Below are 25,810 nucleotides of genomic sequence, written 5' to 3'. Positions count from 1 at the left end.
GAGCGGGAGCCCTGCTTTCATCGGTGGCATCTTTCCACAATAGCCCGTGGGTCAGCGGGTGGTGAATTGGCGATGTATTGTGATTAGGGGATACTCAACAGCACACCCCTGCATTGCATGTGCGAGAGACCTCATGAATAAATCGCTCACTATCCTCCTGGCTTTTGCCGCCATGGCGCCCGCGGCCTGGGCTCAAGACCGCATCTACCGTTGCGGCAATGAATACACCAACAACGCCGCCCAGGCCAAGGAGCGCGGCTGCAAGCTGGTCGAGGGTGGCAATGTGACGGTGGTGCAGGGCAGCCGCCCCAAGGCGCCGGGCGCTGCCGCGCCGGCCACCACCACGGCCTCGCCGGCCGGAGCACCACGCGTGGACAACAACGATCAGCGCGCCCGCGATGCCGATGCCCGTGCCATTCTGGAGTCCGAGCTGCGCAAGGCCGAGGCACGCCACGCCGAGTTGCTAAAGGAATACAACGACGGCGCACCGGTGCGCAATGCGCTGGAGCTGCGCAATCCCCAGATTTACATGGAGCGCACGGCCGAACTCAAGGCGAGTGTTGCGCGCAGCGAGAGCGATCTGGCCGGAATTCGGCGCGAACTGGCCCGCCTCGCCCCCGCCCCCAGTGCCAAGTAAGCAGGGTGGAGCGCTCGGTGCGTGATTCACTGGTGGCAGAAACGGAGCGCTTTCACTCGCTGGACCTGATGTCCACCCTGGTGGCGGTGCTGCGGCTGGACGGCGCCGTGCAGTTTGCCAATGCGGCTCTGGAAAACACGCTGGGCCTGTCGCGGCGCACGCTGGAAGGCGTGGATTTTTCGACCTTTTTTACCGACCCCACCCTGCTGCAGATGGCATTGTCCGGTGCGCGCGGCAAGGATTTTGCCGCGCTGCGTTACGAGGCCAACTTGAAGCGCCTGCACCAGGACCCTGTGCCCGTGCATGTCAATGTGGCCGATGCCGAACAGGCGGGTGAAATCCTGGTGGAGCTGTGGCCGCTGGAGCAACACGCCCGCCAGGACCGTGAAGAGCGATTGCTGGACCAGGCCCAGGCCAACAAGGAACTGATCCGCAATCTGGCCCACGAGATCAAGAATCCCCTGGGGGGCATTCGGGGCGCCGCGCAATTGCTGGAGATGGAGCTCGAAAGCCGCGAGCTCCACGAATACACCCAGGTCATCATCCATGAGGCCGATCGCCTGCAAAGCCTGGTGGACCGGCTGCTGGCGCCACACCGGCACCCGCATCTGGTGGGTGACGTGAACATCCACGAGGTGTGCGAGCGCGTGCGTTCGCTGGTGCTGGTGGAGCATCCGCAGGGCCTCAAGGTGCTGCGCGATTACGATACCTCGATCCCCGAGTTCCGCGGCGACCGTGCCCAGCTCATCCAGGCCTTGCTGAACATCGTGCAGAACGCCGCGCAGGCACTGGCAGAACGCATGGCGGCGGGCGATGCCGTGATCACGCTGCGCACCCGCGTGGCCCGCCAGGTCACGTTTGGCCGCCAGCGCTATCGGCTGGCACTGGAATTGCATGTCATCGACAACGGACCGGGCGTACCCGATGCCATCAAAGAGCGGATTTTTTACCCGCTGGTGTCGGGGCGGGACGGGGGATCAGGGCTGGGGCTCACGCTGGCGCAAACCTTCGTGCAGCGCCACCACGGGTTGATCGAATGCGACAGCGTGCCGGGTCGCACCGACTTCCGCATCCTGATTCCCTTGCCCTGAGGTCTCCTGACACGCAACCACAGGGAAGGGATAAAAACACATGAAGCCGATCTGGATAGCAGATGACGACCCCTCGATCCGCTTCGTCCTGGAAAAGGCGCTGGCCCGGGAGAACCTGCCCACGCGCAGTTTCACGCACCCCCGCGAAGTGCTCGATGCCCTGGCAGACGTCACCGTCGGTGACTCCGCACGCCAGGGCCCCCAGGTCCTGGTGAGCGACATCCGCATGCCCGGGGGTTCGGGCCTGCAGCTGCTCGAAAAAGTGCGCGAACTGCAGCCCGGCCTGCCCGTCATCATCATGACGGCGTACTCCGACCTGGACAGCGCCGTGTCGGCCTTCCAGCGTGGAGCGTTCGAATACCTGCCCAAGCCGTTCGACCTGCCCAAGGCGGTAGAGCTGATCCGCCGCGCGGTCGAAGAGAGCCAGCGCGAGGAAGTGACGGAAGAGCGCCAGGCCGAAACGCCCGAGATGCTGGGCCAGGCGCCCGCGATGCAGGATGTGTTCCGCGCCATCGGCCGGCTCAGCCAGAGCCAGGTCACGGTGCTGATCACGGGCGAATCCGGCTCGGGCAAGGAGCTGGTGGCGCGTGCGCTGCACAAGCACTCGCCGGTCGCAGACGGCCCCTTTGTCGCCATCAACACGGCCGCCATCCCCAAGGATCTGCTCGAATCCGAACTCTTCGGCCACGAACGCGGCGCCTTCACCGGCGCACAGACGCAGCGGCGCGGCCGCTTCGAGCAGGCCGAGGGCGGCACGCTGTTCCTCGACGAAATCGGCGACATGCCGTTTGATCTGCAGACGCGCCTGCTGCGCGTGCTGTCGGATGGCCAGTTCTACCGCGTGGGTGGCCATGCGGCCGTGAAGGCCCATGTGCGCGTGATCGCCGCCACCCACCAGAACCTGGAGCAGCGCGTCAAGGAAGGCGGCTTCCGCGAAGACCTTTTCCACCGCCTCAACGTGATTCGCCTGCGCCTGCCCGCGCTGCGCGAGCGGCACGAAGACGTGCCCATGCTCACGCGCCACTTCCTGCAGCAAAGCGCGCGCCAGCTGGGCGTGGAGCCCAAGCGCATTGCCGACTCGGCGCTGGCGCGGCTGGAGCAGTTTGCGTTTCCGGGCAATGTGCGGCAACTGGAGAACATCTGCCATTGGCTCACGGTGATGGCCCCTGCCCAGGTGATCTCGCTGCAGGACCTGCCGCCCGAGGTGCTGGAGGTCCCCGTGCACCAGCCGCCCGTGCGTGCAACGGTGGGCGCTGAACCCGCTGCGGCCACGGTGACATCGATGCCGGTAGCGCCGCTGGCCCCTGTGGCACCCGTGGTGCAGGCTCCGCAGCCTCCGTCCGAAATGGTGGGAGGGATGCACCCCACCGCGGCAGTGCCTGCAGCCGTGCCGTCCTGGTCGGCCGACGCCACTGCCACCGCCCACAGCTGGGAGCAAGCGCTGGAAGCCGAGGCGCAAAAGTTGCTCGCAGGGGGCCAGCCGGAGGTGTGGGATGCATTGACGCGGCGTTTCGAGTCGTGCCTGATCCGCACCGCCCTCCTGGCCACCCATGGCCGTCGCATGGAGGCCGCGCAGCGCCTGGGCATTGGGCGCAACACCATCACCCGCAAGATCCAGGAGCTGGGGTTGGATGCCCCCGATGAAGCATGAAAATGGCCGCCAACGCTTTATGAGATTGCGCTGGCCACAATTTAATTGACAGCTCATCTGGTGCCGGTGGGCGGCGCGGCTTTTGCCGAAAGATCGGCCCTGATGCGCCAAGGCCCCATGCCGGGGGCTGGTCGATGTCCTACACGCAGGTCCTCCATGGGCTGACCTGCGGCTCCGGTGGTCGCTTCAACAATGAAGTCACTGTCAACCAACCGGAGATTTCTTATGTCGGATTTCAACGATGCCAACCGTGATCCTTTGACCGATGAGCCCGGTGCCCACCCCATCGGAACCGGTGTAGGGGCTGCCATGGGTGGCACCGCAGCAGGCGCTGCCGCAGGTGCATTCGGGGGCCCCGTCGGGGCTGCCATTGGGGGTGTGGTGGGTGCGGTGGCGGGCGGCTTGGCAGGCAAAGCCGCTGCCGAAACCGTGAACCCCTCGGCCGAAGACGCCTACTGGCGCGCGGCCTATGACCGCGAGCCCTATTATGTGGGCGGGCGCACATATGACCAATACCGGCCCGCGTACGAACTGGGCTGGTCGTCGGTAGGGCGGTACGACGGTGACTTTGACGTCATCGAACCGCGCCTGGCGGATGACTGGCGCGCCCGCCACGCCGCCGATGGCCTGGCGTGGACCGATGTGCGTCCCGCCACGCGTGCCGCTTGGGAGCGGGCCTCGGCCAACCGCCAGGCCCACGGTGACCTCTCCCTGGATGTGATGGACAACGAAGACACGGTCGATGTGCTCAATGACCTGCTGGAATCGGCGCGCGATGGCGAATATGGCTTTCATGCCTGTGCGGAGCATGCCGAGTCGGACGCGCTTAAAAGTATCTTTGAGCGCCACTCGCGCGAATGCGCCGCGGCCGCCATGGAACTGGAGCATGAGATCCTGCGCCTCAACGGCGAGCCGGCTTTGGGTGGCACGGTGGCCGGAGCGTTGCATCGCGGCTGGGTGTTGGTCAAAGCGGCGCTGTCCTCACGGGATGACAAGGCGGTGCTCGAAGAGTGCGAGCATGGCGAAGATGCCGCCGTGGCCCGCTATCGCAAGGCGTTGAAGGTCACGTTGCCCGTTGATGTCCACGCACTGGTGGAGCGCCAGGCACAGGGGGCGCAGCGCAACCATGACGAGGTGCGCACGCTGCGCGACAGCTTTTCGCCACAGCGCTGATCCCGCCATCTGCCGTTGAATGGGTCCAGCAAAAAGGCTGCAAGGTTTTCACCTGGCCGCCTTTTCATTGTTGCCCCGGTCCTAACCGGGGTGTGGCCCGCCTCGCACGGCATCGGGCTTGGCAGATCGCTCAGGCCACCGTGACGACCACCGGCGCGTGGTCGCTGGGCTGCGGGTTCTTGCGCGGGGCACGGTCCACCACGCAGGCAGTCACATTGGAGCGCAGGGCTTCGCTCACAAGAATATGGTCGATGCGCAGGCCCCGGTTCTTCTGAAAGCCCAGCATGCGGTAATCCCACCATGAGTAGCTTTTTTCGGGCTGCTCGAACAGGCGAAATGCGTCGGTCAGGCCCAGGGCCAGCAAGGCCTGGAAGTGGTTGCGCTCTTCGGTGGTGTGGTGAATGGTCTCGCGCAGGCCCACGGGGTCGTAGGAGTCGCGGTCTTCCGGCGCCACGTTGAAGTCACCCGCCAGCACCAGGCGGGGGTGGGCCGCCATCTCGGCGCGCACCATGTCCTGCAGGGCCTGCAGCCAGCGCATCTTGTAGGCAAATTTTTCCGAACCTGGCTCCTGGCCGTTGACGAAGTAGCCGTTGAGCAGGCGCAGGGGGCCCGTGGGCGTGTCCAGCGTGGCCGCGATGACGCGGGCCTGCTCATCCCCGAACCCCGGGATGTTGCGCACCACATCGCGCAGCGGGTGGCGGCTCAGGATCGCGACGCCGTTGTAAGTCTTCTGGCCAAAGGCCACGGCCTCGTAGCCGGCCTCTTTCAGCGCGTCGTGCGGAAACTTGTCGTCGGTGAGCTTGAGCTCTTGCAGGCACAGCGCATCGACCGGATGGGCGGCCAGCCAGGCCAGCACCTGGGGCAGGCGCACGCTGAGGGAGTTGATGTTCCAGGTGGCGATCTGCATCGTTGATTCTCTATGGGAAGCAGTGAAGGTGCGCCATTGTCGTCTGGCCGCACTCAGCCCGGGCAATGCCGTGCCAGCTGGGAATGGCTGCGGATTTCTCCGGCTGCCCGCACCCCGCGCGGCGGCACCCACGGCAGCTGCAAGGAAGCGGGGCTGGCCGTGGGCGGCACGGCCACGGCGATCTTCAAGGCGTCCAGCGCGATTGTGGGCGCTCCGGCGCAGGCGTTCAGCGTCGCTCGTAGCGCACAAAGGCGAACGGCAGGCCGCTGGCGCTGGTGTGTTCTTCGCGCGTGGTTTCCAGCCATTCGGGGCCGAGTTCGGGGGCGTAGGCGTCGCCGTCGAAGCGCTGCGCGATTGCGGTCACTTCCACGCGGTGGGCCAGGGGCAGGGCCTGGGCGTAGATCTGCGCGCCGCCGATCACCCACACGGTGGCGGGGTTGGATTGCTCTGCTATTTGTAGCGCCTCGTGCAGTTTGGACGCGCGCTGAACGCCGATTTCACTCCAATCCGGCTGGCGCGTGATGACGATGTTGCTGCGCCCGGGCAGCGGGCGAAAGCGCGGCGGGAGCGAGTCCCAGGTCTTGCGCCCCATGATGACGGGGCTGCCCTGTGTGAGCTGCTTGAAATGCGCCAGGTCTTCGGGCAGGTGCCAGGGCATGGTGCCGTCCTTGCCAATGACACCGTTGGCGGCGCGGGCATAGATGAGGGCGATTTCCATCACACCGCCACCGGTGCCTTGATGGCGGGGTGGGACTGGTAGTCCAGCACTTCAAAGTCTTCGAACTGGTAGTCGAAGATGCTGTCGGGCCGGCGTTGGATGCGCAGCGTGGGGTAGGGGTAGGGCGCGCGCGCCAGTTGCGTCTGCACCTGCTCGGTGTGGTTGCTGTAGATGTGGCAGTCGCCACCGGTCCAGATGAAGTCGCCCACCTCCAGATCGCACTGCTGCGCCACCATGTGCGTGAGCAGGGCGTATGACGCAATGTTGAAAGGCACGCCCAGGAAGATGTCGGCGCTGCGCTGGTAGAGCTGGCAGCTCAAGGTGCCTTTGCCGCCGGGCGTGGTGGCCGGCGCCACGTAGAACTGGAAGAAGGCATGGCAGGGCATGAGGGCCATCTTGGAAAGCTCGGCCACGTTCCAGCTGCTCACGATGATGCGGCGCGAATCGGGGTTGGTCCTGAGGGTGTCGATCACCTGGCTGATCTGGTCGATGTGGCCGCCATCGGGGGTGGGCCAGCTGCGCCACTGCACGCCATACACCGGGCCGAGGTCGCCATCGGCGCGCGCCCATTCATCCCAGATCGTGACACCGCGCTCTTTGAGCCACAGGTTGCTGCTGGAGCCGGTGAGAAACCACAGCAGTTCCACGATGATGGATTTGAGGTGCACCTTCTTGGTGGTGACCAGCGGAAAACCCTCGCGCAGGTCAAAGCGCATCTGGTGGCCAAACACGCTCTTGGTGCCCGTGCCCGTGCGGTCGCCTTTGTCCACGCCGTGCGTGAACACATGGCGCATGAAATCTTCGTATTGCGAGCGGATGGGGCGCAGGTGAGGGGTAGAAGTCATGGGGTAAAAAACTGGCGTTTGACAAGCGGCGGCCCGCAGTGGCGCCGAGCCCGGTAGTGTGCCACCGATGGCCGGGCGGCCCCTGGACCTAGGCGCCAAACCCTGTGGTGGCCACCTCTGTGCCATCTTCGAACAGCAGCGTGCGCTCGGGCCAGCGCAGGGCGGCCAGCCGGTATTGCGGGTCGTGGGGCGTGCCGGCCTGGCGGGCCCGCCAGCGCCCGCCCACCGAGTAGTCCACACAAAACACGTTGCGGCGCTGGCCATGCCAGGCAAAGGGCGGGATGTGGCCGAACAGGCCGGCTTCTTCGGGGGTCAAGCTGCCCAGGGTGTCGGGCGCGGCCACGACGGGGCGCCGCCAGTAGTGGCCCACCACCACGGGGGGGGCGTCGGTATAGCTGTCCCACCAGGCCATGCGCTCGACAAAGCGCCATTTGCCGCCGGCAACAAAGGGGTCGGTGCCCTGGCGCTCGACCCCCGAGGTCAGCACCTTCAGGGGGTTGAGCATGGCCTTGAGCAGCTCGTTGTCGGCATGGGCCTGCAGAAAGGGCGGCTTGTGCTGCGGGTCTTCCAGGTCGTGCGGCCATTGCTGGCGTTCGGCCGCCATGCGCCGGGCCAGGGTGCCGTCCTGGGCCTGGCGGCGCACCTCGGCTTCCCAGTGGTCGTATTCGCTGCGGACGCTGCCGGGCGGCAGCTGGCGTGCGGCGGCGATCTGGCCGGGCAGCCACGCGGCGTGCACGATGCGCAGGTCTGGTCGCTCCAGCGCCACCGGCAGGGTGCTTAAAAAGGCGACGATGGCCGCGCGTTCGGCTGCGGTGGGGCGCGCAAAGGGCGCGTATTTGGCGTGGTCGGAGGCCAGGCGCGCATCGAAGTACCAGCCGGCGCCGTCCTTGGCGTCGTTGCGCAGCAGGTTGATCTCGTGGTTGCCGATCACGGCCACGGCACGGCCATTGTCCACCAGCTGTGCCACACGCATCAGCACGGCGGGGCTGTCGGGGCCCCGGTCGCAGAAGTCACCCACGAAGACCAGCGTGCGGCCGCCCGGGTGCCGGCCTTCGGTGTCGTAGCCCAGGTGGGACAACAACGGTTCCAGCGCATCGATTTCGCCGTGGATGTCGCCGACGATGTCCAGCGGTCCCGAGGGCAGGGCCTGGATGAGACTCATGCGGCGCCCAGTACACGCCCCGGGTTCATGATGCCCTGCGGATCCAGTGCCGCCTTGATGGCGCGCATCATCGCCAGCGCCGTGGGCGACTGGTATTTCTCCAGCTTCTCCACCTTGAGCGCGCCAATGCCGTGTTCGGCGGAGAACGAGCCGCCGAACTGGGCCACGGCCTCGTAGACGAGGTGGTTCACCCGGTCTTCCTGCTCGCGCAGGAAGGCCTTGGCGTCGCCGCCCTCGGGGGCCTGCACGTTGTAGTGCAGATTGCCGTCACCGAGGTGGCCGAAGTTGACCAGGCGCACGCCCGGGATCTCGCGCACCATCAGTGCGTCGGCGTATTCGACAAATGCCGGAATGCGCGAAATGGGCACCGAAATGTCGTGCTTGATGTTCAGCCCCTCTTCGGCCTGCGCCAGTGGAATGCTCTCGCGGATATGCCACAGGTTGTGCGCCTGCGTGAGGTTTTCGGCCACCACGGCGTCGGTCACGCAGCCGGCCTCGAAGGCGGTCTCCAGCAGCGCCTCGAAGCGCGCGCGGGCGTGGTCCTCGGATTCGCTGTCCGAGTTTTCCAGCAGCACGCCGTAGGGTACGTCTTCCTGTCCGATGAAGGGCACGCGCAGCTGCGGCATGTGCTTGTGTACGAGCGACAAGGCAAAGCGCCCCATCACCTCAAAGCCCGTGAGCCCCGCACCGAGGTGCTGGTGCGCCAGGCCCAGCAGCGCCACGGCATGTTCCATCGAGGGCACGGCGGCCCAGGCGGTGAGCTGCGCAGCGGGCTTGGGATACAGCTTGAGCGTGGCGGCCGTGATGACGCCCAGCGTGCCTTCGCTGCCGACAAACAGGTTGCGCAGGTCGTAGCCCGTGTTGTCCTTGCGCAGGCCCTTGAGGCCGTTCCACACCTCGCCCTGGGGGGTGACCACTTCCAGGCCCAGGCACAGGTCGCGGGCATTGCCGTAGCGCACCACCTGCGTGCCGCCGGCATTGGTACCCAGGTTGCCGCCAATGGTGCAACTGCCCTCGGCCGCCAGCGACAGGGGGAACAGCAGCCCCGCCTTGTCGGCCGCGTCCTGCACGTTCTGCAGGATGCAGCCGGCCTCCACCGTCAGGGTGAGGTTGTCCTTGTCGAGGTCGCGCACGGCGTTCATGCGCGTGAGGCTCAGCACCACCTGGGTGCCCGATAGATCAGGCGTCGCGCCCACGGCCAGGCCGGTGTTGCCGCCCTGCGGCACGATGGCGGTGCCCGCGGCGGCGCAGGCGCGCACCACCGCCGCCACCTCGTCGGTGGTGCCCGGGCGTACCACGGCCAGCGCCTTGCCACGCACGCGGCGGCGCCAGTCTTGTTCCCAGGCGCTGAGGTCGCCGTCGGTCAGAACATGGGCGGCACCCACAATGCGCCGCAAGGTGTCGAGCAGGGTGGACATGGGGATGGCTCTTTCAATGGAACAGTGAAGGGTGCGGAGAGGGAGATCTCAGGGCGCGCTGGTTGCAGGGTCGGCATTGGCCTGCGCCCGGGCATTGCGCTGGCGCAGCCGTATATGCAGCGTGCAGGCCGTGAACAGCACCACGCACAGCACGATCTCGCCCATCGCCAGCCAGGAGCCGGGGCGGGCGTCGCCCCAGGCGCGCACCACGCCTTCGATGAAATAAAGCCAGATCACCAGGCTGACCCAGCGGTAGGTGTACATGCGGTTCTTAAGGATGCCAGCCAGCGGAATGCACAGCGGCAGTGCCTTGAGCGCCAGCCAAGAGCCGCCGGGGCGCAGCGGGGCCAGTACCAGCTCCCAGGCCAGGCACAGGGCGATCAGCGCCAGCAGGCTGCCCGCGGCGAGCCAGCGGGTGGCGGCAACGGCGTTGTCAGGAGAGGGGCGGGATGAATTCATGGAATAGGTGGTCGGGAGGGGGTGGCGCGGATTGCGCTCAAGCCAGGCGGTTGGGGCCACAATGTGCGCTCGATCTCAGCACCAATCGGCAGCGTCCATGCAGCGTTTTTTCATCCACCTGGCGGCCCCAGGATCATATCGGCCATGTCCTTGACCCCACAGACCGTGGTCCAGCGGCTGCAGGCGCTGCTGGCCGAGCTGTCGCACTTTCCCTGGAAAACCACCGCCCAGACGCTGCGCGAGCGCTTTCGTGAAGACCGCCTGGGCCTGACCGCCAGCAGCCTTACGTTCACCACCGTGCTGGCCCTGGTGCCATTTGTGACGGTGGCGCTGGCCGTGTTCACGGCGTTTCCCATCTTCGGCAAGCTGCAGGAGGTGCTGCAGCGCTGGCTGGTGGACAGCCTCGTGCCCGACAGCATCTCGCGCCAGGTACTGGGCTACCTCACGCAGTTCGCGGCCCAGGCCAGTCGGCTGGGGGTGGCGGGCTTCAGCATCTTGCTGGTGACGGCGCTGGCGCTGATCCTGACCATCGACCGCACCCTCAACAACATCTGGCGCGTGCGGCGCCTGCGGCCGCTGGGCCAGCGGGTGCTGATCTACTGGGCCGCGATCACGCTGGGGCCCGTGGTGCTGGGCGCCAGCCTGGCGCTCACCTCGTATGTGATGTCGGCCTCGGGCGGGCTGGTGCGGGCCGTGCCCGACGGCGTGCGCCTGCTGTTCGATTCCATCGAATTCTTCGTGCTGGCAGCCGGCATGGCGGCGCTGTACCACTATGTTCCCAACACGCCCGTGAAGTGGCGCCACGCCTGGGCCGGCGGCCTGTTCGTGGCCGTGTGCATCGAGCTGGCCAAGAAGGTACTGGCCATCTACCTGGGCAAGGTTCCGACCTATTCGGTGGTGTACGGCACCTTTGCCACGCTGCCCATCTTGCTGGTCTGGATCTACGTGGCGTGGGTCATCGTGCTGCTGGGGGCGGTGGTGGTGGCCTACCTGCCCAGCCTGCTGGCCGGTGTGGCGCGGCGCGGCAAGGTGCCGGGCTGGACCTTTCAGCTGGCGGTGGAGGTGCTGCAGGAGCTGCAGCGCGCGCGCCGCCACATCGGCAAAGGCCTGCGTGCCAGCCAGTTGGCGCAACTGCTGCGCGTGGATGTGCTGCAGCTGGCGCCGGTGCTCGATGCCGTGACAGCGCTCGATTGGGTGGGGCGCACCAGCGACCCGGCGCAGAGCGCCGCCGAAGACGCCGAGCCGCGCTATGTGCTGCTGGCCGATCCCGACAGAACGCTGCTGGAGCCCCTGCTGCAGCGCCTGCTGCTCGACCGCACCGACCGCCTGGAGCCACTGTGGGGCAGCGCCGGGTTGGCGCAGTTGCATCTGTCGGATGTGCTTCCAAAAGAATAGCTGCTAGCGCTGATGGAAAAGCGCCGGATCGTGACTGAACCGCGTATTCAACTGCGAAGTGCGCAGCTGTCCGGTCAAGGTGTTCTGCGTCGTTGCGCTGGCCTGGCCGGCCCATCGTGGCACTGCCGGGTGCATCCAGCTGCCGTTTCATGGGTTTCTGCGGGCCTTGCTGGCGGCGCCTGAACAATGGGTTCTGGCTCGCAGGCTGCATTTTGGAAAAATGACCCATGAACCTGTTGAGCAGGAGCTGGTAAATCAAGTAAGTCTTTATTCCAGAGGGCGGATTGCCTTGCAAGGGCTGCGGCGTAGTGCTAAACCCCATCAGCGGTAAATTTCTCACGCAACTGATCAGGAGCGACCGGTCGGTCTTTCTCCATCCTTTGTGCAAGGGGCGAATTCAGCCGCAGCGAAGGAGAAAGTCATGAAAAATTTGCAAACCCAGCAGGTGCGGGCGCTGAAAGAGGGGCTTCAGGGTCCGGTGATTCTTCCGGATGACTATGCCTACGAAGCCGCGCGCAAGGTCTGGAACGCGATGATCGACAAACACCCTGCAGCCATCGTTTGCTGCACGACCACCGCGGATGTGGTGCATGCGGTGAATTTTGCGCGCGACCAGGGCTTGCCGCTGGCCGTGCGCGGCGGTGGTCACAACATTGCTGGTAGCGCGCTGTGCAACGACGGCATCGTCATCGATCTGTCGGAGATGCGGGCGGCGCAGGTGGATGCCGACGCGCGCCGCATCACCATCGAAGGCGGTGCCACACTGGCGGATTTTGATGCCGCCACCCAGGCCCACGGCCTGGCGACGCCGCTGGGCATCAACTCCACCACCGGCGTCGCCGGCCTCACGCTGGGCGGCGGCTTTGGCTGGCTCAGCCGCAAATACGGCATGACCATCGACAACCTGGAATCGGCCGAAGTGGTGACGGCGGCGGGCGAGGTGCTGCACGCCAGCGCCACCGAGCATCCAGACCTGTTCTGGGCGCTGCGCGGCGGCAGCGGCAATTTTGGTGTGGTGACGCGCTTCGAGTTCCGCTTGCATCCCGTCGGCCCGGATCTGTTGGCTGGGCTGATCGTGTTTCCGATTGCCGAGGCAAAACGGGTGCTGCAGCAGTACCGCGAATTCATGGACAAGGCGCCTGACGAACTGTCGGTCTGGGTCGTTCTGCGCAAGGCGCCACCGCTGCCGTTCCTGCCCGAAAGCGTCCATGGCAAAGAGGTGGTCGTGCTGGCGCTGCTCTACAACGGCGACCCGGCGCAGGGAAAAGCGCTGGTCGAGCCGCTGTACCGCTTTGGCACACCGGCTGGCTCCCATGTCGACGTGATGCCCTACGTGGCCTGGCAAAAAGCCTTTGATCCGCTGCTCACGCCCGGTGCACGCAACTACTGGAAGTCACACAATTTTTCGGAACTCAAGGACGGACTGTTCGATGCTGTCATCGACTACATCGCCAGGTTGCCGTCCTCCCAGTGCGAGATATTTTTCGGTGCCATTGGCGGCGCCACCACCGAGCCTGCGCCCGATGCCGCCGCCTATGCCCACCGGGATGCCCGCTTCGTCATGAATGTTCACGGCCGCTGGGACGACTCGGCCGATGACGCGCGCGGCATGGGCTGGGCGCGCGACTTCTTCAAGGCCTCGGCGCCCTATGCCAGCGGCGGTGTCTATGTCAATTTTCTGACCGACGATGAGAGCGACCGGGTGAAGGCGGCCTATGGCCAGAACTACGAGCGGCTGGCGCAGATCAAGCGCCAGTACGACCCCGCCAACCTGTTCAGCACCAACCAGAATATCCGACCCGCCTGAACGCGATCCTCGCTGGGGCAGGTTGGCCAAAGAGCTGTTTTGGAATCCAACAGGCGGCATGCTCATGCGTTCAAAAAATCCCGGATGGCCGCCAGCGTGCCTTCGGGGGCTTCGGTCATCTGGTTGTGCCCCACTGGCAGGCTGACCATCTGCACAGTCTTGCCTGCGTTGCGGGCCATGGCGATCAGGCCCTGCGCGGCCTTGGGGGCGGTCATCTGGTCTTGCGCACCCAGCGCAAACAGCACCGGGCATTGCACCTGCGCCATGGCCTGCTCGCCGTGGGCATAGCTGTCGCAGGCCACGAAGCCCCGGTGGAACAGGTTGACCTCGCGGTTGCTGCGCAGCACCTTGCGGCCCAGCGCCATGCCGGCGCCAAACACCCAGAAGCCCGCACCCGATGGCGGTGCCAGCGTGCTGCGCGAAAACACGTTGACCCTGCGCAGCGCCTTCTCGGGCGCATGCAACGCCGATTCGATGAGGGCGGGCGACACCTTCATGGGGTAGGCCGTGCCCACCAGCACCAGGTGGCTCACGCGCGGGCCCAGTTGGGCCGCCGCCTCCAGCGCAATCAGCGAGCCCCAGCTGTGGCCCGCCAGCGCGGCGCGTTCAATGCCCAGGGCGTCGAGCAGCGCCGCCACAAAGGCAGCGCCTTGCTCCACGCTGGCCGGTGCGTCGCCCCCGCTGCGGCAGTGGCCGGGCAAGTCCACGGCCAGCACGTTCCAGCCGTGGTGGGCCATGTAGCGGCTTTGCAGGGTCCACACGCTGTGGTCGTTGAGCACGCCGTGGATGAAGACCACCGTGGGCTTGGCCGCATCAAAAGCCTTGCCGCCGGTGTAGCAGTAGGTGGGGGCGCCGTTGACGTCGATGTACATCATGCACCTGCCTTTTCTGCGGCCTTGAGCGCGCGCTGGAGGTCGTCGATCAGGTCGTCGGCGTCTTCGAGGCCAATTGACAGCCGGATGGTGCCCTGGCTGATGCCCGCGTTGGCCAGGGCCTCGTCGCTCATGCGGAAATGCGTGGTGCTGGCCGGGTGGATCACCAGGCTGCGGCAGTCGCCCACGTTGGCCAGGTGGCTGAAGACCTTGAGGGTTTCGATGAACTTCTTGCCCTGCTCGCGGTTGCCCTTGAGGTCAAAGCTGAACACCGAGCCGGCGCCGCGCGGCAGCAGTTTTTGCGCCAGCGCGTGGCTGGGGTGTGACTCCAGCATGGGGTGGCCCACGTGGGCCACAAAGGGCTGCGCCGCCAGAAACTCCACCACCTTTTCGGTGTTGCGCATGTGCTGCTGCATGCGCAGGGGCAGGGTTTCGATGCCCTGCAGGATGAGCCAGGCCGTGTGCGGGCTCATGCAGGCGCCAAAGTCGCGCAGGCCCTCGCGGCGCGCGCGCAGCAAAAACGCGCCCACGGTGCTTTCCTCGGTGAACACCATGTTGTGAAAGCCGTCGTAGGGCTGCGTCAGCTCGGCAAATTTGCCGGCTGATTTCGGGCCGTCCCAGTCGAAGCTGCCACCATCCACGACGATGCCGCCGATGACGGTGCCGTGGCCCGAGAGGAACTTGGTGGCCGAGTGGTAGACCAGATCGGCGCCATGCTCGAACGGTTGGATGAGCCAGGGCGAGGTGAGGGTGGAGTCCACCAGCAGCGGCACGCCAGCCTCGTGGGCTATTGAAGACACGGTGGGGATGTCCAGCACCTCCAGGCCGGGGTTGCCCACGGTTTCGCCAAAGAACAGCTTGGTGTTGGGCCGCACGGCGGCGCGCCAGGCGTCGATGTCGCCGGGCTTTACAAAGGTGGTCTCGATGCCGAAGCGCGCCAGCGTGTAGTGCAGCAGGTTTTGCGAGCCGCCATACAGCGCGGTGCTGGCCACGATGTGGCTGCCCGCGCCCATCAGCGTGGCAATGGCCAGGTGCAGTGCGGCCTGGCCGCTGGCCACGGCGATCGAGCCCACGCCGCCTTCGAGCGCCGCCACGCGCTGCTCCAGCACGGCGTTGGTGGGGTTGCTGATGCGGCTGTACACATGGCCTGGGCGTTCGAGGTTGAACAGCGAGGCGGCATGGTCGCTCGATTCAAAGACGAACGAGGTGGTCAGGTGGATGGGCACGGCACGCGCGCCGGTGGCGGGGTCGGGTGCGGCGCCTGCATGCAGCGCCAGCGTGTCAAAGCCGGGGTCGGAGTAACCGGGCATCTTGTGTCTCCAAGGTTGTCAGATCAGCCGGGCATTGTGGGCTATATTTGCCGAGAACCAGCCTGTTGCGCCCAGCGCGTCCTCGGAGAGCACACCATGAAAGTCAGCGACATCCTTCGCGTCAAGGGAAACACCCTCTACACCGTGACACCCGACGAAACCATTGCCGTCGCCTTGAGCGTGATGGCGGAAAAAGACATAGGTTCGCTGGTGGTCATGGAGCTGGGCGACCTGGTGGGCATGCTCACCTTTCGCGAAGTGATCCAGGCCATGGTGCGCAACGGCGGCGGCGTCGGCAGCATGCTGGTGCGCTCGGCCATGGACGACCACCCCCTGACCTGCACGCTCGAAACCGACATGGACGAGGTGCGCCGCATGATGCTCGACCGCCACGCGCGCTACATGCCGGTGATGGACCGCAGGATGCTCATGGGCGTGATCAGTTTTTATGACGTGGCCAAGGCCGTGGTGGACGCCCAGAACTTCGAGAACAAGATGCTCAAGGCCTACATCCGCGACTGGCCGGACGAAGACGCGCGTCCGGCGGCTTGAGGCATTTTTGAATGAATTAAGGCTGCAGCGCTTGCTGGTCAAAAGTGCTTGCAGCTATTTTTTGAAAGCGATGGGGGTAACCGCCTGCATTGCGGGTGCAAGCACCGGGCTCTGGGATAATCCAGCGCCATGAGCGGCAACACCTTCGGCACCCTATTCGCAGTCACCAATTTTGGTGAATCCCACGGCCCGGCCATTGGCTGCGTGATCGACGGCTGCCCGCCCGGCATGCCGCTCGCCGAGGCCGACATCCAGGCCGACCTCGACCGGCGCCGCCCCGGCACCAGCCGCCACGTCACGCAGCGCAACGAGCCCGATGCGGTCGAAATCCTCTCGGGCGTGTACGAGGGCAAGACCACCGGCACACCGATCGCCCTGCTGATCCGCAACACCGACCAGCGCAGCAAGGACTACAGCAACATCGCCGAGAGCTTTCGCCCCGGCCATGCCGACTACACCTACTGGCACAAATACGGCATCCGCGACCCGCGCGGTGGTGGCCGCTCGTCAGCCCGCCTCACGGCGCCCACGGTGGCGGCCGGCGCGGTGGCCAAGAAGTGGCTGGCCCAGCAATATGGTGTGCAGTTTCGCGCCTGCATGACGCAGCTCGGTGAGCTGCCCATCCCGTTCGAAAGCTGGGCCCATGTGCAGGGCAACCCCTTCTTTGCGCCGGTGGCCGATGTGGCGCAGCTGGAAAACTACATGGACGCCTTGCGCAAGGCGGGCGATTCGTGCGGTGCCCGCATCCGCGTGCAGGCCACGGGCGTGCCGGTGGGCCTGGGCGAGCCGCTGTTCGACAAGCTCGATGCCGACATCGCCTACGCCATGATGGGGCTCAACGCGGTCAAGGGCGTGGAGATCGGCGCCGGCTTTGCCAGCGTGGCCCAGCGTGGCACCACGCATGGCGACTCCATGAGTCCAGAGGGATTTCGCAGCAACAACGCCGGCGGCGTGCTCGGGGGCATCAGCACTGGGCAGGACCTGGAAGTGAGCATTGCCATCAAGCCCACCAGCTCCATCATCAGCCCGCGCGAGTCGATCGACATCCACGGCCACAGCGCCGAGGTCATCACCAAGGGGCGCCACGACCCCTGCGTGGGCATCCGCGCCGCGCCCATTGCCGAGGCACTGCTGGCCCTGGTGGTGATGGACCACGCCCTGCGCCACCGCGCCCAGTGTGCCGATGTGGTGGCCAACGTACCACCCATCCGGGCTTCGTTGCTCTAAACCCGGATGCCCGCGATGGTGCGATGGCTACACCGCTGTGGCGCGGCAGTGGCCATGGCGGCGGGCCTGCTGGCGGGCTGTGCCGCGCTGGCCTCGGCGCCGCAGCACATCGACATCGGGGCTCAAGCGGTTTCATGAAGGGGGCGCCACGGTCACCGTGGGGTTCATCGGCCTCACCCTCCGGGCCATGCCCACCATGGTGTCGGCCGCCGGCGTGGCAGGCCTGCGGTTCGCGGACGAGGCCACCACCGCCAATGCACTGGTGCCGCAACTGAGGGCCCAGGGCGCCGATGTGATCGTGGTGGTGATTCACGAGGGCGGCGCCACCACGGCCGGCATCACCGAAACCAGCTGCGCGGGGCTGAGCGGCGACATCGTGCCCATCCTTGCGCGGCTCGATCCTGCCGTGGACGTGGTGGTTTCGGGCCACACCCACCGCGCCTATGTGTGCGACTACGCCAGCGTGAATCCGCAGCGCCCGTTTCTGCTGACCAGCGCCGGCCTGTACGGCGCGCTGGTCACCGACATTGCCCTGCGCGTGGACACCCGCACGCGGCGCGTGGTGCGCAAGACGGCGCGCCAGGTCATCGTGCAGGGCGAGGGGTTCACGGGGACCGCGCGGCCATGTGGGCGCCCAGCCGATGGCGCCGGTGTTTGCCGCCGACGCGGGGGTGCAGCAACTGATCGACACCTACCGTGCGGCGGCCGAGCCGCTGGCGCAGCGGCCCGTGGGGCAACTCACCGCGGCCGTCCTGCGGCAGCCCGGCCCTTCACTGGAGACACCGCTGGGCAACCTGACCGCCGATGCCCAGCTGGCCGCCACGCGAGGGTCCGAGCAGGGTGGGCGCAGATTTCCTTCATGAACCCCGGCGGCGTGCGCGCCGATCTGGTGCCCGACGAGCAAGGCCTGGTACGCTACGGGCAGCTGTTTGCCGTGCAGCCTTTTGGCAACCATCTGGTGGTCAAGGCCCTCACCGGGGCCAGTTGCGCACGGCGCTGGAGCAGCAGTTTCACAGCGGCACCAACACGCCCGCGTGGCCGCGCGTGCTGTCGGTGTCGGCCGGGTTTACCTATGCCTACGATCTTTCGCGGCCGGCCGGAGCACGCATCAGCCGCATGGTGCTGCATGGCCGGCCTTTGACCGATGAGGCCACCGTGCGCGTCGCCCTCAGCAACTATCTGGCCGGCGGCGGTGACAATTTCACGGTGTTCGCGCAGGCGCCTGCCCTGTGGAGTGGTGGCCAGGATCTGGACGCGCTGGAGGCTTATTTCCGCACCTATGGCCCCGTGGCGCCGCCGTCGGTGAACCGCATCACCCGCAGTGCGCAGGCCATGGAGTCCAATCCGTGAAAAGTGCCTCTGGCGCTTGCGTATCCAGCGTCAGGAGCTCTGTTTTTATAGTGAGTCGCCGTGTAAAAAGACGCGCTGCCCTGGTGCGGGCTGGCTCCGTGGTGGCGCCATCGATCCACGGTTTGCTATTTAAGTGCTGGCTGGTAGCGCCTGGTGCAGAAGCGCTTTGGACCCAAACGCTCTCAATCTGGCGCAATTTACTTGCGCACCTCATCGACCATCGCGCGGAAGTCGTCGATGTCCTCGAAGCTGCGGTACACGCTGGCAAAACGGATGTAGGCCACCTTGTCGAGCTTCTTCAATTCGCGCATGACCAGTTCACCAATGCGGCTGGAAAGCACTTCGCGCTGCCCCAGGTTGAGCAGCTTTTCCTCGATGCGCTCGATGGCGCTGTCGATCTGGGTGGTGCTCACGGGCCGCTTGCGCAGGGCCAGGTTGAACGAGGCGAGCAGCTTGCCGCGCTCGTACTCGATGCGGCGGCCGTCCTTCTTGACGATGGCCGGGAAGTTCACTTCCGGCCGCTCGTAGGTGGTGAAGCGCTTGTCACAGGCGCCGCACTGGCGCCTGCGGCGAATGAAGTCCCCGTCTTCCGACACCCGGGTCTCGACGACCTGGGTTTCCTGGTGGCTGCAGAAGGGGCACTTCATCGGAGCAGTGCGCCGGACTTAACCGTAGACCGGGAAACGGGCCGTCAACGCGTTGACCTTGGCGCGCACGGCGGCAATGTTGGCCTCGTCGCGCGGATTGTCCAGCACGTCGGCGATCAGGTGGGCCGTGGCGCGGGCTTCTTCTTCCTTGAAGCCGCGCGTGGTCATGGCAGGGGTGCCAATGCGCACACCGCTGGTCACCATCGGCTTTTCAGGGTCGTTGGGGATGGCGTTCTTGTTGATGGTCATGTGGGCTGCGCCCAGCACGGCCTCGGCTTCCTTGCCGGTGATGCCCTTGGCGCGCAGGTCCACCAGCATCACGTGGCTTTGGGTGCCGCCACTCACGATGCGCAGGCCGCGTGCGGTCAGCGTCTCGGCCACCACCTTGGCGTTCTTGGCGACCTGTTCCTGGTAGGCCTTGAACTCGGGCTGCAGCGCTTCCTTGAAGGCCACGGCCTTGGCAGCGATCACATGCATCAGCGGGCCGCCTTGCAGGCCGGGGAAGATGGCGCTGTTGATTGCCTTCTCATGCTGGGCCTTCATCAGGATGATGCCGCCACGCGGGCCGCGCAGGCTCTTGTGGGTGGTGGAAGTGACCACGTCGGCGTGCGGCACGGGGTTGGGGTACACGCCGGCGGCGATCAGGCCGGCGTAGTGGGCCATGTCCACCATGAAGATCGCGCCCACGTCCTTGGCCACCTTGGCGAAGCGGGCGAAGTCGATGTGCAGGCTGTAAGCCGAGGCACCGGCGATGATGAGCTTGGGCTTGGTTTCGTGGGCCTTCTTTTCCATCGCGTCGTAGTCGATGGCTTCGTTGGCATCGAGGCCGTAGGAGACCACGTTGAACCACTTGCCCGACATGTTCAGCGGCATGCCGTGTGTCAGGTGGCCGCCTTCGGCCAGGCTCATGCCCATGATGGTGTCGCCGGGCTTGAGGAAGGCCAGGAACACGGCCTCGTTGGCGGAGGCGCCGCAGTGCGGCTGCACGTTGGCGGCCTCGGCGCCGAAGATCTGCTTGACGCGGTCGATGGCCAGCTGCTCGGCCACGTCCACATGCTCGCAGCCACCGTAGTAGCGCTTGCCGGGGTAGCCTTCGGCGTACTTGTTGGTCAGCTGCGTGCCCTGCGCCCACATGACGGCGGGCGAGGCATAGTTTTCGCTGGCGATCAGCTCGATGTGCTCTTCCTGGCGCTTGTTTTCGGCCTGGATGGCGGCAAAGAGTTCGGGATCGGTTTGCTCGACAAGAGTTTTGCGGTCGTACATGGTATTGGCAGTCCTATGAACTTGTGTCCCTTGAAACAGGGGCTGCCCAGGCGAACGGCGGAACGCAGAAGGTTTTGAGCCTTTGCGGCACGCTCCCTAGTGGTTCGCAAGGGGCATGTCCTTGCTGGTTTCCACGTCAGCGGCGGCCCCCTGCGGGAAGCCGCGCCTATCGCCAGTCGCGTACGCCGCTAGTGTAGCCGACCAGCACCGGGCGCCTGCACTGGTCGCCTGGGGGCAGGGCCTTACAGCAGAGCGAGCTTGTCGCCAGCGGTTTCAGGCGCAGCGGCGGGCGCGGTGACGGGGACGGTGCGAGCCGGGGCCTGGGTTGACAGGGTGGCGGGCGGGTTCATGGGGGCAGAGCGTCCACCCGCGACCTGGCGCAAGCGGAAATGCTCGGCCAGCACCTTGGCGGCGTAGCCACCGTCATCCGGCAGATTGGCCGCGCCCACGTAGTAACGCAGTCCGCCTTCCACCGATCCGGCCCGCGCTATGCATTCCTGCAGCACCTTCACGCCCACGCGCAGGTTGGTGACCGGATCGAACGCCGCGAAATGGCCACCGAAGTTCTCGTACTTGTCGGTGTGGACCCGCGTCATGACCTGCATCAGACCCTGGGCGCCCACAGCGCTCTGGGCAAAGGGGTTGAAGCTCGATTCGATGGCCATGATGGCCAGGATCAGGGTCGGATCGATCTTGGTGCGGGCGCCGGTTTCATAGGCTTCGGCCACCAGCGCGCTCAGGGGCTCTGGCGCAACGCGGTACTTCTTGCTCAGCCAGTAAGCCACCGCGGCCTGCTCCTTGGGCAGGTCTTTGGGATTGGTGGCGGTTGCGCGCTCGCTGGCATCCAGCTCGACCGGCATGTCCAGCAGGGCCACCTGGCGGGACTGCAGCCAGTCTCTCAGCTGCTCCTCGCCTGCCTGGCGCAAGTCCGGGCGGGCGGCAAGGGTCAGGACGACAAAGGCGACGGCCAGCCCGATGAGGGCAAAGCTGTTGTGGGTGATCTCAAGGAAACCTTCGGTCACGTCGGTCGCGAAGGTTCGTACACCGGAGACAATTTTTCCGGACGCTGTCATAGCTCTTCCTTTCTGAGGCGAGCTCTGCAGACAATGCCGCCGTCAACGACAGCATCGGTTCAGTCACTCACCTGGATTGGTACGCCATCAATTTCGTGCTTCGTTCATAAGGCGAAGCGAGGAACTGACTTAGCCGGGTTCGGCAGCGGGTTGGGGTTTTTACCAGCCTTTTTGGGGGCTGGCGGATTCTAGAAGTTCACTAAATGCCAAGTCAATACTAACAAATTTGTTTTTAATACTAATTTGTTATTAAAAAACTGTAAAAAACCCCAGTAACAGGCCAATTTTTACCAATTCCACAGAAATCTTGAAGCACGTTCTGTGACGATCGTGTGTCAGATTCAATCGTGTTCGCACGACCCATTGAGAATGCGATTTGAGTCGGTCCCACGAATTTGCTAAGGTGGCACTGCCTGAGGATTTCAGGCATCGCCAGACAAGGCAAAGTCTCCCGCCGAAGGCATGCAGTGCCCAGGTGCAGCAGATGCTGCTTTTATGGCAAACCTTGGAGGCAATCCCTTGCCTCCTCGCAATGTGGATCTTCATCTCCAGATTGCGAAACGATGGCAAAGACCGTTGCGTCAGCCGTCAAGCCCGGTGGGCAGGCCATGCGGCCTGTTTTCCGGGCTTTCTTGTTGGTGCAGGGTCAGCGTGCGGCTGTCGGGGCACGCTGGCCTGTTCGTTGGTTGCGCATATATATATAGATAATGGGACCGTTTTCCTGGGTGCATTCCGTTGTACCGGGAGATGAAATCCATCGACCGACCTGCCTGCGTCCGCCGGCCTGACCGGCTTGCGCCAGATCATTGCCTGATGCGCGGCCCAGGACCATGGTGTGGTCTTTTGCTGGAACCCGGCGAAAATAGTCTTCTCACCCGCAGGCGCGCATTGACAGGGCCCCAACGGCCCGCTTTCCATCGCAGTCTGTCCGGTTTTCGTTATCCATTGGATCCATGTTTCCTTTTTTTTCTCGCAGCAAAATGTCCGACGCACCTGAAGTGAACCCGGCCCCGGCCAAAACCCAAGAGTCGCATCCACTGGATGCACTGACTGGTGGCGCTTTTTCGGCCGCCACCTCCAGTGAGCGGGCTGCTCGCATCCGTGACTGGCTCGCATCCCAGCCGGCGCCCGAGCAACTGCAGGACGTATTCAAAGAACTGAGCGGGCGTGACAAGGGTGCCGCCCGTGCGGTGCGTGAACGGCTGGATGAAATCCGCCGCGCCAAGGGCCAGGAGGTCATTGCGGCCGAATGGGCCGAGAAGGCCCAGGCATTGCTGGCCGCTCCCAAGCTCAATATTGCCGACGCCCTGGCGTGGCAGCGCGATGCGGCCAAGGCCGGCGCGCCTCTGTCGCGCGAACCCCTGTCGCTGCTCAAGGTGCAGGTGGCCGATCGGGTGAAAGTGATCGAAGACCTGCAGCACCGCGTTCAGGTGCAGCGGGAAGCCGCTGTGTTGCTCGCCCAGCGAATCGAAGTGCTTTCCACCAAATCCTGGAAAGATGCCCAGGCTGCGCTCGAATTGCTGCGTGCCGACGTTGCGCGCTGGCAGGAGCAGGCCCAGGAACTGACCGGAGACGCCAGCTGGGTCAGCGTGGAGGCGCGCTTTCCGCCCCTGCTGGAGGCCTCGCGCACGCAGCTGCTGGTCGTGTGGGACGCATTCCAGCCTGCCGTGGCGCAAGCTGCTGCGGCTGCTGCAGACACGGCTGCCGCGTTGCCTCCCGTTCCCGTGTGGGCCGACGAGCTGCGTGCTGCCCGTGGTTTGCCCATGGAGGCGGCCGCAGCCGCAGCGGCCAAGCCGGCCCGCGCGGCGCGCCCCAAGGTGGACCCGCAAGTGCAGGAGCAGGCCATGCAGGCGGTGCGCGAAGCGCTGGCCACCCTGGAGAAGGAAACGGCCGAAGGACATGGCAAAGCCAGTGCGGGCGCCGCTGCTGCGCTGCGCGCGGTGCTGAAAGTGCATGGCAAGCACATCGACACTCCTTTGGAGCACCAGGTGCATGCCGCGCTGGTGGCTGCCGGTGAACTCGAAGGCTGGCAGCGGTGGAGCGCGGACCAGGTTCGCGAAGAGCTGGTGGCCAAGGCGCAGGCGCTGCTCCAGCGTCCCGATGGACAGGCCTTGGGTGGCCGCAAGATGCAGGAAACACTGCGCCAGTTGCGCGAGCAGTGGAAACAGTCGGACCAGGGCGGCGCGCCCAACCACGGCTTGTGGAAGAAGTTTGATGAGGCGTGCAACGCCGCGCACAAGGTGGTCGAAGCCTGGCTGGACAAGATTCGCACCGAGGCTGCCGAACACAAGGCCCAGCGCCTGGCTCTCATCGAAGAGGTCAAGGCGTGGGCGCAGGAGCATGCCGCGTCCGGTGACTGGAAGGCCATCAACCGCGCGCTGCACCAGTTTGGCGACCGTTGGCGCGAGGGCGGGCATGTGGGTGAAAAGCTCTTTGCCGAACTGCAGCCGCTGTGGAAGCAGGCCATCAGTGCGGCCGCCGCGCCGCTGGAGAGTGCGCAAAAAGAGAGCCTGGCCCGACGCCACGCGATGATTGACGAAGCGGTGGCGCTGGGCGCTGCGCCCACGCTGCGCATTGATGCCGTGAAGGCCTTGCAGCAGCGCTGGCAGGCCGAAGCCCAGGCCGTGCCGCTGGACCGCAAGCATGAGCAAAAGCTGTGGGATGCCTTCCGCAAGCCGATGGATGAAGCCTTCAACCGCAAGTCGGCAGACCGGGAGAAGGCGGTCACCGAACTGAGCGCCCGCGACCGGGTGGTGCTGGAGGCCTCCAAGGCGCTGGAAGCCGCCAATGCCACGGGCGATGCGCAGCAAATCCGCACCGCCATGCAGGCGCTGGAAGCCGCGCTGCACGGACAGGCCCAGGCGGCACAGGCGGTGGCTTCGGCGCAGAAAGATGCACAAAATCAGCTTGAAGCGCCCGCCTCATCTGCGCAAAAAGCTGCTGAAAATGCAGCTGCAGAGGCCGCAGCAGAAGGTGCTGAAGAAGTGACTGCACCTGCTGCTGCCCCTGTCGCTCCCAAGCCGGCCGCGCGCCCCGTGGTGGCGGTGCGTGGCGATGACCGCCCTGGCATGAAGAAGGATGCGCCCGCAGCGCCAGGCCGGGGCGGGCGTCCGGGTGATCGCCGTGAGGGCCGCGGTGATCGCGATGGTGGCCGCGGTCCGCGTGCCGACAGCCATTTTGGCGATCGCAATGACCGTGGTGGCCGCTTCGGTGATCGTCCTGCATACGAAGAGCGCGGGCCACGCCTGGGTGACACGGCTTTCCGCGCCCAGCGCGAAGCCATGGAGCACGCCCAACTGGCGCTCAAGAAGCTGGCCGCGCAGGCCCATGGTGAAGCGCTGACGCAGCTGCTGACGGCCTGGGAAAAGCGCGATGCGGCGCTGTTGCCGAGCACGCAGGAGCTGGGTGGCCGGGTCACGGCCGGCGTGCGTGCTGCCTGGTCGCAGGCGTTGTCCGCCCCTGCCGCAGGCGACGCTGCCGAGGCCTTGCTCCGGCTGGAGATGGCGGCCGAGGCGCCAACGCCGGCGGAACATATCGGTGCGCGCCGGATGCTGCAATTGCAGCTGCTCACGCGCCGCAACGATCCGGCGCCGGCCCAGACCTGGGGGCAAGATGCTGCGCGTGTCCTGGCCAGTGCCAACGATGCTGCCAGTGCGCGCCGCCTGCAGAACGTGCTGAAAATCCTGCTGCGCAAGTGACCCGGTGACCACTGCATTCCAGATACGTCCTTTTGAAATGGAGGACGAAGCGGCGGCGGTGGCGCTCTGGCACGACTGCGGTCTGCTGCGCCCCTGGAATGATCCCCGCAAGGACATTGCGCGCAAGCAGGCCGTGCAACCGGGGCTTTTTCTGGTGGCCATGGCCCAGGGGCTGGATGGTGGGCAGGTGCTTGTCGGAACCGCCATGGCGGGGTATGACGGCCATCGCGGTTCGGTGTATTACCTGGCGGTGGCGCCGGGGCGCCAGCGGCTGGCCATTGGCCGCAGCCTCATGGAGCGGGTCGAGCGGCAATTGCTGGCCATGGGTTGCCCCAAGGTCCATGTGCTGGTGCGCACCGCCAATGTGCAGGTCATGGCGTTCTATGAAAAGCTGGGCTATGCCCGGGATGACGCCCTCAGCCTGGGCAAGCGGCTGATTCCCGACCTTTAGGTTCCAGTGCGGATGGAATGCACCACCGGGTTTTCATCCGACCACAGGATCGGAAAGCAAAAAGGCCGTTGCGGTTGCAACGGCCTTTGAATGTATTGGTGCCC

The 25,810-nt window shown here is 65.7% G+C and carries 22 protein-coding genes, 1 pseudogene and 1 riboswitch; of the genes and pseudogenes, 12 read left to right on the top strand and 11 right to left on the bottom strand.

All coding sequences use genetic code 11. The annotated features are described in order from the left end of the window. The first annotated feature begins 133 nt into the window (after positions 1-133). From AC1Q5S_RS09310 to AC1Q5S_RS09295, 4 genes are all read left to right on the top strand, one after another. Positions 134-637, top strand: coding sequence for a hypothetical protein (locus AC1Q5S_RS09310; protein WP_303837384.1), 504 nt, complete (start codon positions 134-136; stop codon positions 635-637). A gap of 68 nt (positions 638-705) precedes the next feature. Further along, positions 706-1,728 carry a nitrogen regulation protein NR(II) gene (gene glnL / locus AC1Q5S_RS09305; RefSeq protein ID WP_422205156.1) on the top strand — a complete coding sequence of 341 codons (1,023 nt, stop codon included), beginning with the start codon at positions 706-708 and terminating at the stop codon, positions 1,726-1,728. Between the two features lie 40 nt (positions 1,729-1,768). Further along, complete coding sequence (gene ntrC / locus AC1Q5S_RS09300; RefSeq protein ID WP_303837386.1) at positions 1,769-3,379, top strand: nitrogen regulation protein NR(I); 1,611 nt, start codon at positions 1,769-1,771, stop codon at positions 3,377-3,379. 225 nt (positions 3,380-3,604) lie between these two features. Beyond that, positions 3,605-4,552 (top strand): ferritin-like domain-containing protein, encoded by a 948-nt coding sequence (locus AC1Q5S_RS09295; RefSeq protein ID WP_303837388.1) that lies wholly within the window; start codon positions 3,605-3,607, stop codon positions 4,550-4,552. Positions 4,553-4,682: 130 nt separating this feature from the next. Here the strand turns inward: AC1Q5S_RS09295 and xth are convergent, their stop codons facing one another. The 6 genes from xth to AC1Q5S_RS09265 form a co-directional block, all read right to left on the bottom strand. Then, complete coding sequence (gene xth, locus AC1Q5S_RS09290; RefSeq protein ID WP_303837389.1) at positions 4,683-5,459, bottom strand: exodeoxyribonuclease III; 777 nt, start codon at positions 5,457-5,459, stop codon at positions 4,683-4,685. A 226-nt stretch (positions 5,460-5,685) separates the two neighbouring features. Further along, on the bottom strand, positions 5,686-6,177 hold the full coding sequence (locus tag AC1Q5S_RS09285; protein ID WP_422205149.1) for a dihydrofolate reductase: 492 nt from the start codon (positions 6,175-6,177) through the stop codon (positions 5,686-5,688). Further along, the gene (locus AC1Q5S_RS09280) at positions 6,177-7,022 is read right to left on the bottom strand and encodes a thymidylate synthase (RefSeq protein ID WP_422205147.1); all 846 of its coding nucleotides are present in this window, start codon (positions 7,020-7,022) and stop codon (positions 6,177-6,179) included. The genes AC1Q5S_RS09285 and AC1Q5S_RS09280 overlap by 1 nt, the downstream gene beginning before the upstream one ends. 88 nt (positions 7,023-7,110) lie before the next feature. Continuing rightward, positions 7,111-8,184, bottom strand: a complete 1,074-nt coding sequence (locus AC1Q5S_RS09275) for a metallophosphoesterase (RefSeq protein ID WP_303835877.1) — start codon at positions 8,182-8,184, stop codon at positions 7,111-7,113. Then, positions 8,181-9,602, bottom strand: coding sequence for an FAD-binding oxidoreductase (locus AC1Q5S_RS09270; protein ID WP_303835878.1), 1,422 nt, complete (start codon positions 9,600-9,602; stop codon positions 8,181-8,183). Before AC1Q5S_RS09270 ends, AC1Q5S_RS09275 begins: the two co-directional genes overlap by 4 nt. 48 nt (positions 9,603-9,650) lie before the next feature. Beyond that, the gene (locus AC1Q5S_RS09265) at positions 9,651-10,061 is read right to left on the bottom strand and encodes a DUF2069 domain-containing protein (protein ID WP_303835879.1); all 411 of its coding nucleotides are present in this window, start codon (positions 10,059-10,061) and stop codon (positions 9,651-9,653) included. Between the two features lie 144 nt (positions 10,062-10,205). Between AC1Q5S_RS09265 and AC1Q5S_RS09260 the strand changes: the two genes are divergently transcribed. Both AC1Q5S_RS09260 and AC1Q5S_RS09255 read left to right on the top strand, forming a co-directional pair. After that, positions 10,206-11,456 (top strand): YihY family inner membrane protein, encoded by a 1,251-nt coding sequence (locus tag AC1Q5S_RS09260; RefSeq protein WP_303835882.1) that lies wholly within the window; start codon positions 10,206-10,208, stop codon positions 11,454-11,456. Between the two features lie 421 nt (positions 11,457-11,877). Then, the gene (locus tag AC1Q5S_RS09255; protein WP_303835884.1) at positions 11,878-13,263 is read left to right on the top strand and encodes an FAD-binding oxidoreductase; all 1,386 of its coding nucleotides are present in this window, start codon (positions 11,878-11,880) and stop codon (positions 13,261-13,263) included. 62 nt (positions 13,264-13,325) lie between these two features. On the opposite strand, the gene AC1Q5S_RS09250 is transcribed toward AC1Q5S_RS09255, so the two are convergent. Both AC1Q5S_RS09250 and AC1Q5S_RS09245 read right to left on the bottom strand, forming a co-directional pair. Next, positions 13,326-14,135 carry an alpha/beta fold hydrolase gene (locus AC1Q5S_RS09250; RefSeq protein WP_303835916.1) on the bottom strand — a complete coding sequence of 270 codons (810 nt, stop codon included), beginning with the start codon at positions 14,133-14,135 and terminating at the stop codon, positions 13,326-13,328. Continuing rightward, a complete protein-coding gene (locus AC1Q5S_RS09245; RefSeq protein ID WP_303835887.1) occupies positions 14,135-15,445 on the bottom strand; it encodes an O-acetylhomoserine aminocarboxypropyltransferase in 1,311 nt (436 codons plus the stop codon). Before AC1Q5S_RS09245 ends, AC1Q5S_RS09250 begins: the two co-directional genes overlap by 1 nt. A 96-nt stretch (positions 15,446-15,541) precedes the next feature. Between AC1Q5S_RS09245 and AC1Q5S_RS09240 the strand changes: the two genes are divergently transcribed. From AC1Q5S_RS09240 to AC1Q5S_RS09225, 4 genes and pseudogenes are all read left to right on the top strand, one after another. Beyond that, positions 15,542-15,997, top strand: a complete 456-nt coding sequence (locus tag AC1Q5S_RS09240) for a CBS domain-containing protein (protein ID WP_303835890.1) — start codon at positions 15,542-15,544, stop codon at positions 15,995-15,997. A 129-nt stretch (positions 15,998-16,126) separates the two neighbouring features. Further along, positions 16,127-17,224 (top strand): chorismate synthase, encoded by a 1,098-nt coding sequence (gene aroC / locus AC1Q5S_RS09235; RefSeq protein ID WP_303835892.1) that lies wholly within the window; start codon positions 16,127-16,129, stop codon positions 17,222-17,224. 15 nt (positions 17,225-17,239) lie between these two features. After that, complete coding sequence (locus AC1Q5S_RS09230; protein ID WP_303835918.1) at positions 17,240-17,362, top strand: hypothetical protein; 123 nt, start codon at positions 17,240-17,242, stop codon at positions 17,360-17,362. Then, positions 17,340-18,574, top strand: a pseudogene (locus AC1Q5S_RS09225) (bifunctional metallophosphatase/5'-nucleotidase); the annotation flags it as partial. The gene AC1Q5S_RS09230 and the pseudogene AC1Q5S_RS09225, both read left to right, overlap by 23 nt. A 197-nt stretch (positions 18,575-18,771) precedes the next feature. Here AC1Q5S_RS09225 and nrdR read toward each other — a convergent pair. The 3 genes from nrdR to AC1Q5S_RS09210 form a co-directional block, all read right to left on the bottom strand. Beyond that, entirely contained in the window at positions 18,772-19,221 is a 450-nt protein-coding gene (gene nrdR / locus AC1Q5S_RS09220) for a transcriptional regulator NrdR (protein WP_026436839.1), read from the bottom strand. A gap of 18 nt (positions 19,222-19,239) precedes the next feature. Then, entirely contained in the window at positions 19,240-20,484 is a 1,245-nt protein-coding gene (gene glyA / locus AC1Q5S_RS09215) for a serine hydroxymethyltransferase (RefSeq protein WP_303835896.1), read from the bottom strand. Positions 20,485-20,521: 37 nt separating this feature from the next. Then, positions 20,522-20,674: riboswitch (ZMP/ZTP riboswitch) on the bottom strand. 52 nt (positions 20,675-20,726) lie between these two features. After that, complete coding sequence (locus AC1Q5S_RS09210; protein ID WP_303835898.1) at positions 20,727-21,557, bottom strand: lytic transglycosylase domain-containing protein; 831 nt, start codon at positions 21,555-21,557, stop codon at positions 20,727-20,729. 953 nt (positions 21,558-22,510) lie between these two features. Here AC1Q5S_RS09210 and AC1Q5S_RS09205 point away from each other — a divergent pair. Together AC1Q5S_RS09205 and AC1Q5S_RS09200 are read left to right on the top strand one after the other, a co-directional pair. Continuing rightward, a complete protein-coding gene (locus AC1Q5S_RS09205) occupies positions 22,511-25,255 on the top strand; it encodes a DUF349 domain-containing protein (RefSeq protein WP_303835900.1) in 2,745 nt (914 codons plus the stop codon). 4 nt (positions 25,256-25,259) lie between these two features. Further along, on the top strand, positions 25,260-25,706 hold the full coding sequence (locus AC1Q5S_RS09200; RefSeq protein ID WP_303835902.1) for a GNAT family acetyltransferase: 447 nt from the start codon (positions 25,260-25,262) through the stop codon (positions 25,704-25,706). The last annotated feature ends 104 nt before the right edge of the window (positions 25,707-25,810 follow it).

Source organism: Acidovorax sp. GW835-FHT14B10 (genome assembly GCF_058793725.1).
The sequence above is the reverse complement of the archived record's forward strand: the minus strand, read 5'-3'. Positions and strand labels throughout refer to the sequence as shown.

Coding starts and splice junctions, on each gene's coding strand:
- AC1Q5S_RS09310 (WP_303837384.1), top strand. CDS start 134: ATGAATAAATCGCTCACTATCCTCCTGGCTTTTGCCGCCATGGCGCCC.
- glnL (WP_422205156.1), top strand. CDS start 706: ATGTCCACCCTGGTGGCGGTGCTGCGGCTGGACGGCGCCGTGCAGTTT.
- ntrC (WP_303837386.1), top strand. CDS start 1,769: ATGAAGCCGATCTGGATAGCAGATGACGACCCCTCGATCCGCTTCGTC.
- AC1Q5S_RS09295 (WP_303837388.1), top strand. CDS start 3,605: ATGTCGGATTTCAACGATGCCAACCGTGATCCTTTGACCGATGAGCCC.
- xth (WP_303837389.1), bottom strand. CDS start 5,459: ATGCAGATCGCCACCTGGAACATCAACTCCCTCAGCGTGCGCCTGCCC.
- AC1Q5S_RS09285 (WP_422205149.1), bottom strand. CDS start 6,177: ATGGAAATCGCCCTCATCTATGCCCGCGCCGCCAACGGTGTCATTGGC.
- AC1Q5S_RS09280 (WP_422205147.1), bottom strand. CDS start 7,022: ATGACTTCTACCCCTCACCTGCGCCCCATCCGCTCGCAATACGAAGAT.
- AC1Q5S_RS09275 (WP_303835877.1), bottom strand. CDS start 8,184: ATGAGTCTCATCCAGGCCCTGCCCTCGGGACCGCTGGACATCGTCGGC.
- AC1Q5S_RS09270 (WP_303835878.1), bottom strand. CDS start 9,602: ATGTCCACCCTGCTCGACACCTTGCGGCGCATTGTGGGTGCCGCCCAT.
- AC1Q5S_RS09265 (WP_303835879.1), bottom strand. CDS start 10,061: ATGAATTCATCCCGCCCCTCTCCTGACAACGCCGTTGCCGCCACCCGC.
- AC1Q5S_RS09260 (WP_303835882.1), top strand. CDS start 10,206: ATGTCCTTGACCCCACAGACCGTGGTCCAGCGGCTGCAGGCGCTGCTG.
- AC1Q5S_RS09255 (WP_303835884.1), top strand. CDS start 11,878: ATGAAAAATTTGCAAACCCAGCAGGTGCGGGCGCTGAAAGAGGGGCTT.
- AC1Q5S_RS09250 (WP_303835916.1), bottom strand. CDS start 14,135: ATGTACATCGACGTCAACGGCGCCCCCACCTACTGCTACACCGGCGGC.
- AC1Q5S_RS09245 (WP_303835887.1), bottom strand. CDS start 15,445: ATGCCCGGTTACTCCGACCCCGGCTTTGACACGCTGGCGCTGCATGCA.
- AC1Q5S_RS09240 (WP_303835890.1), top strand. CDS start 15,542: ATGAAAGTCAGCGACATCCTTCGCGTCAAGGGAAACACCCTCTACACC.
- aroC (WP_303835892.1), top strand. CDS start 16,127: ATGAGCGGCAACACCTTCGGCACCCTATTCGCAGTCACCAATTTTGGT.
- AC1Q5S_RS09230 (WP_303835918.1), top strand. CDS start 17,240: ATGGTGCGATGGCTACACCGCTGTGGCGCGGCAGTGGCCATGGCGGCG.
- nrdR (WP_026436839.1), bottom strand. CDS start 19,221: ATGAAGTGCCCCTTCTGCAGCCACCAGGAAACCCAGGTCGTCGAGACC.
- glyA (WP_303835896.1), bottom strand. CDS start 20,484: ATGTACGACCGCAAAACTCTTGTCGAGCAAACCGATCCCGAACTCTTT.
- AC1Q5S_RS09210 (WP_303835898.1), bottom strand. CDS start 21,557: ATGACAGCGTCCGGAAAAATTGTCTCCGGTGTACGAACCTTCGCGACC.
- AC1Q5S_RS09205 (WP_303835900.1), top strand. CDS start 22,511: ATGTTTCCTTTTTTTTCTCGCAGCAAAATGTCCGACGCACCTGAAGTG.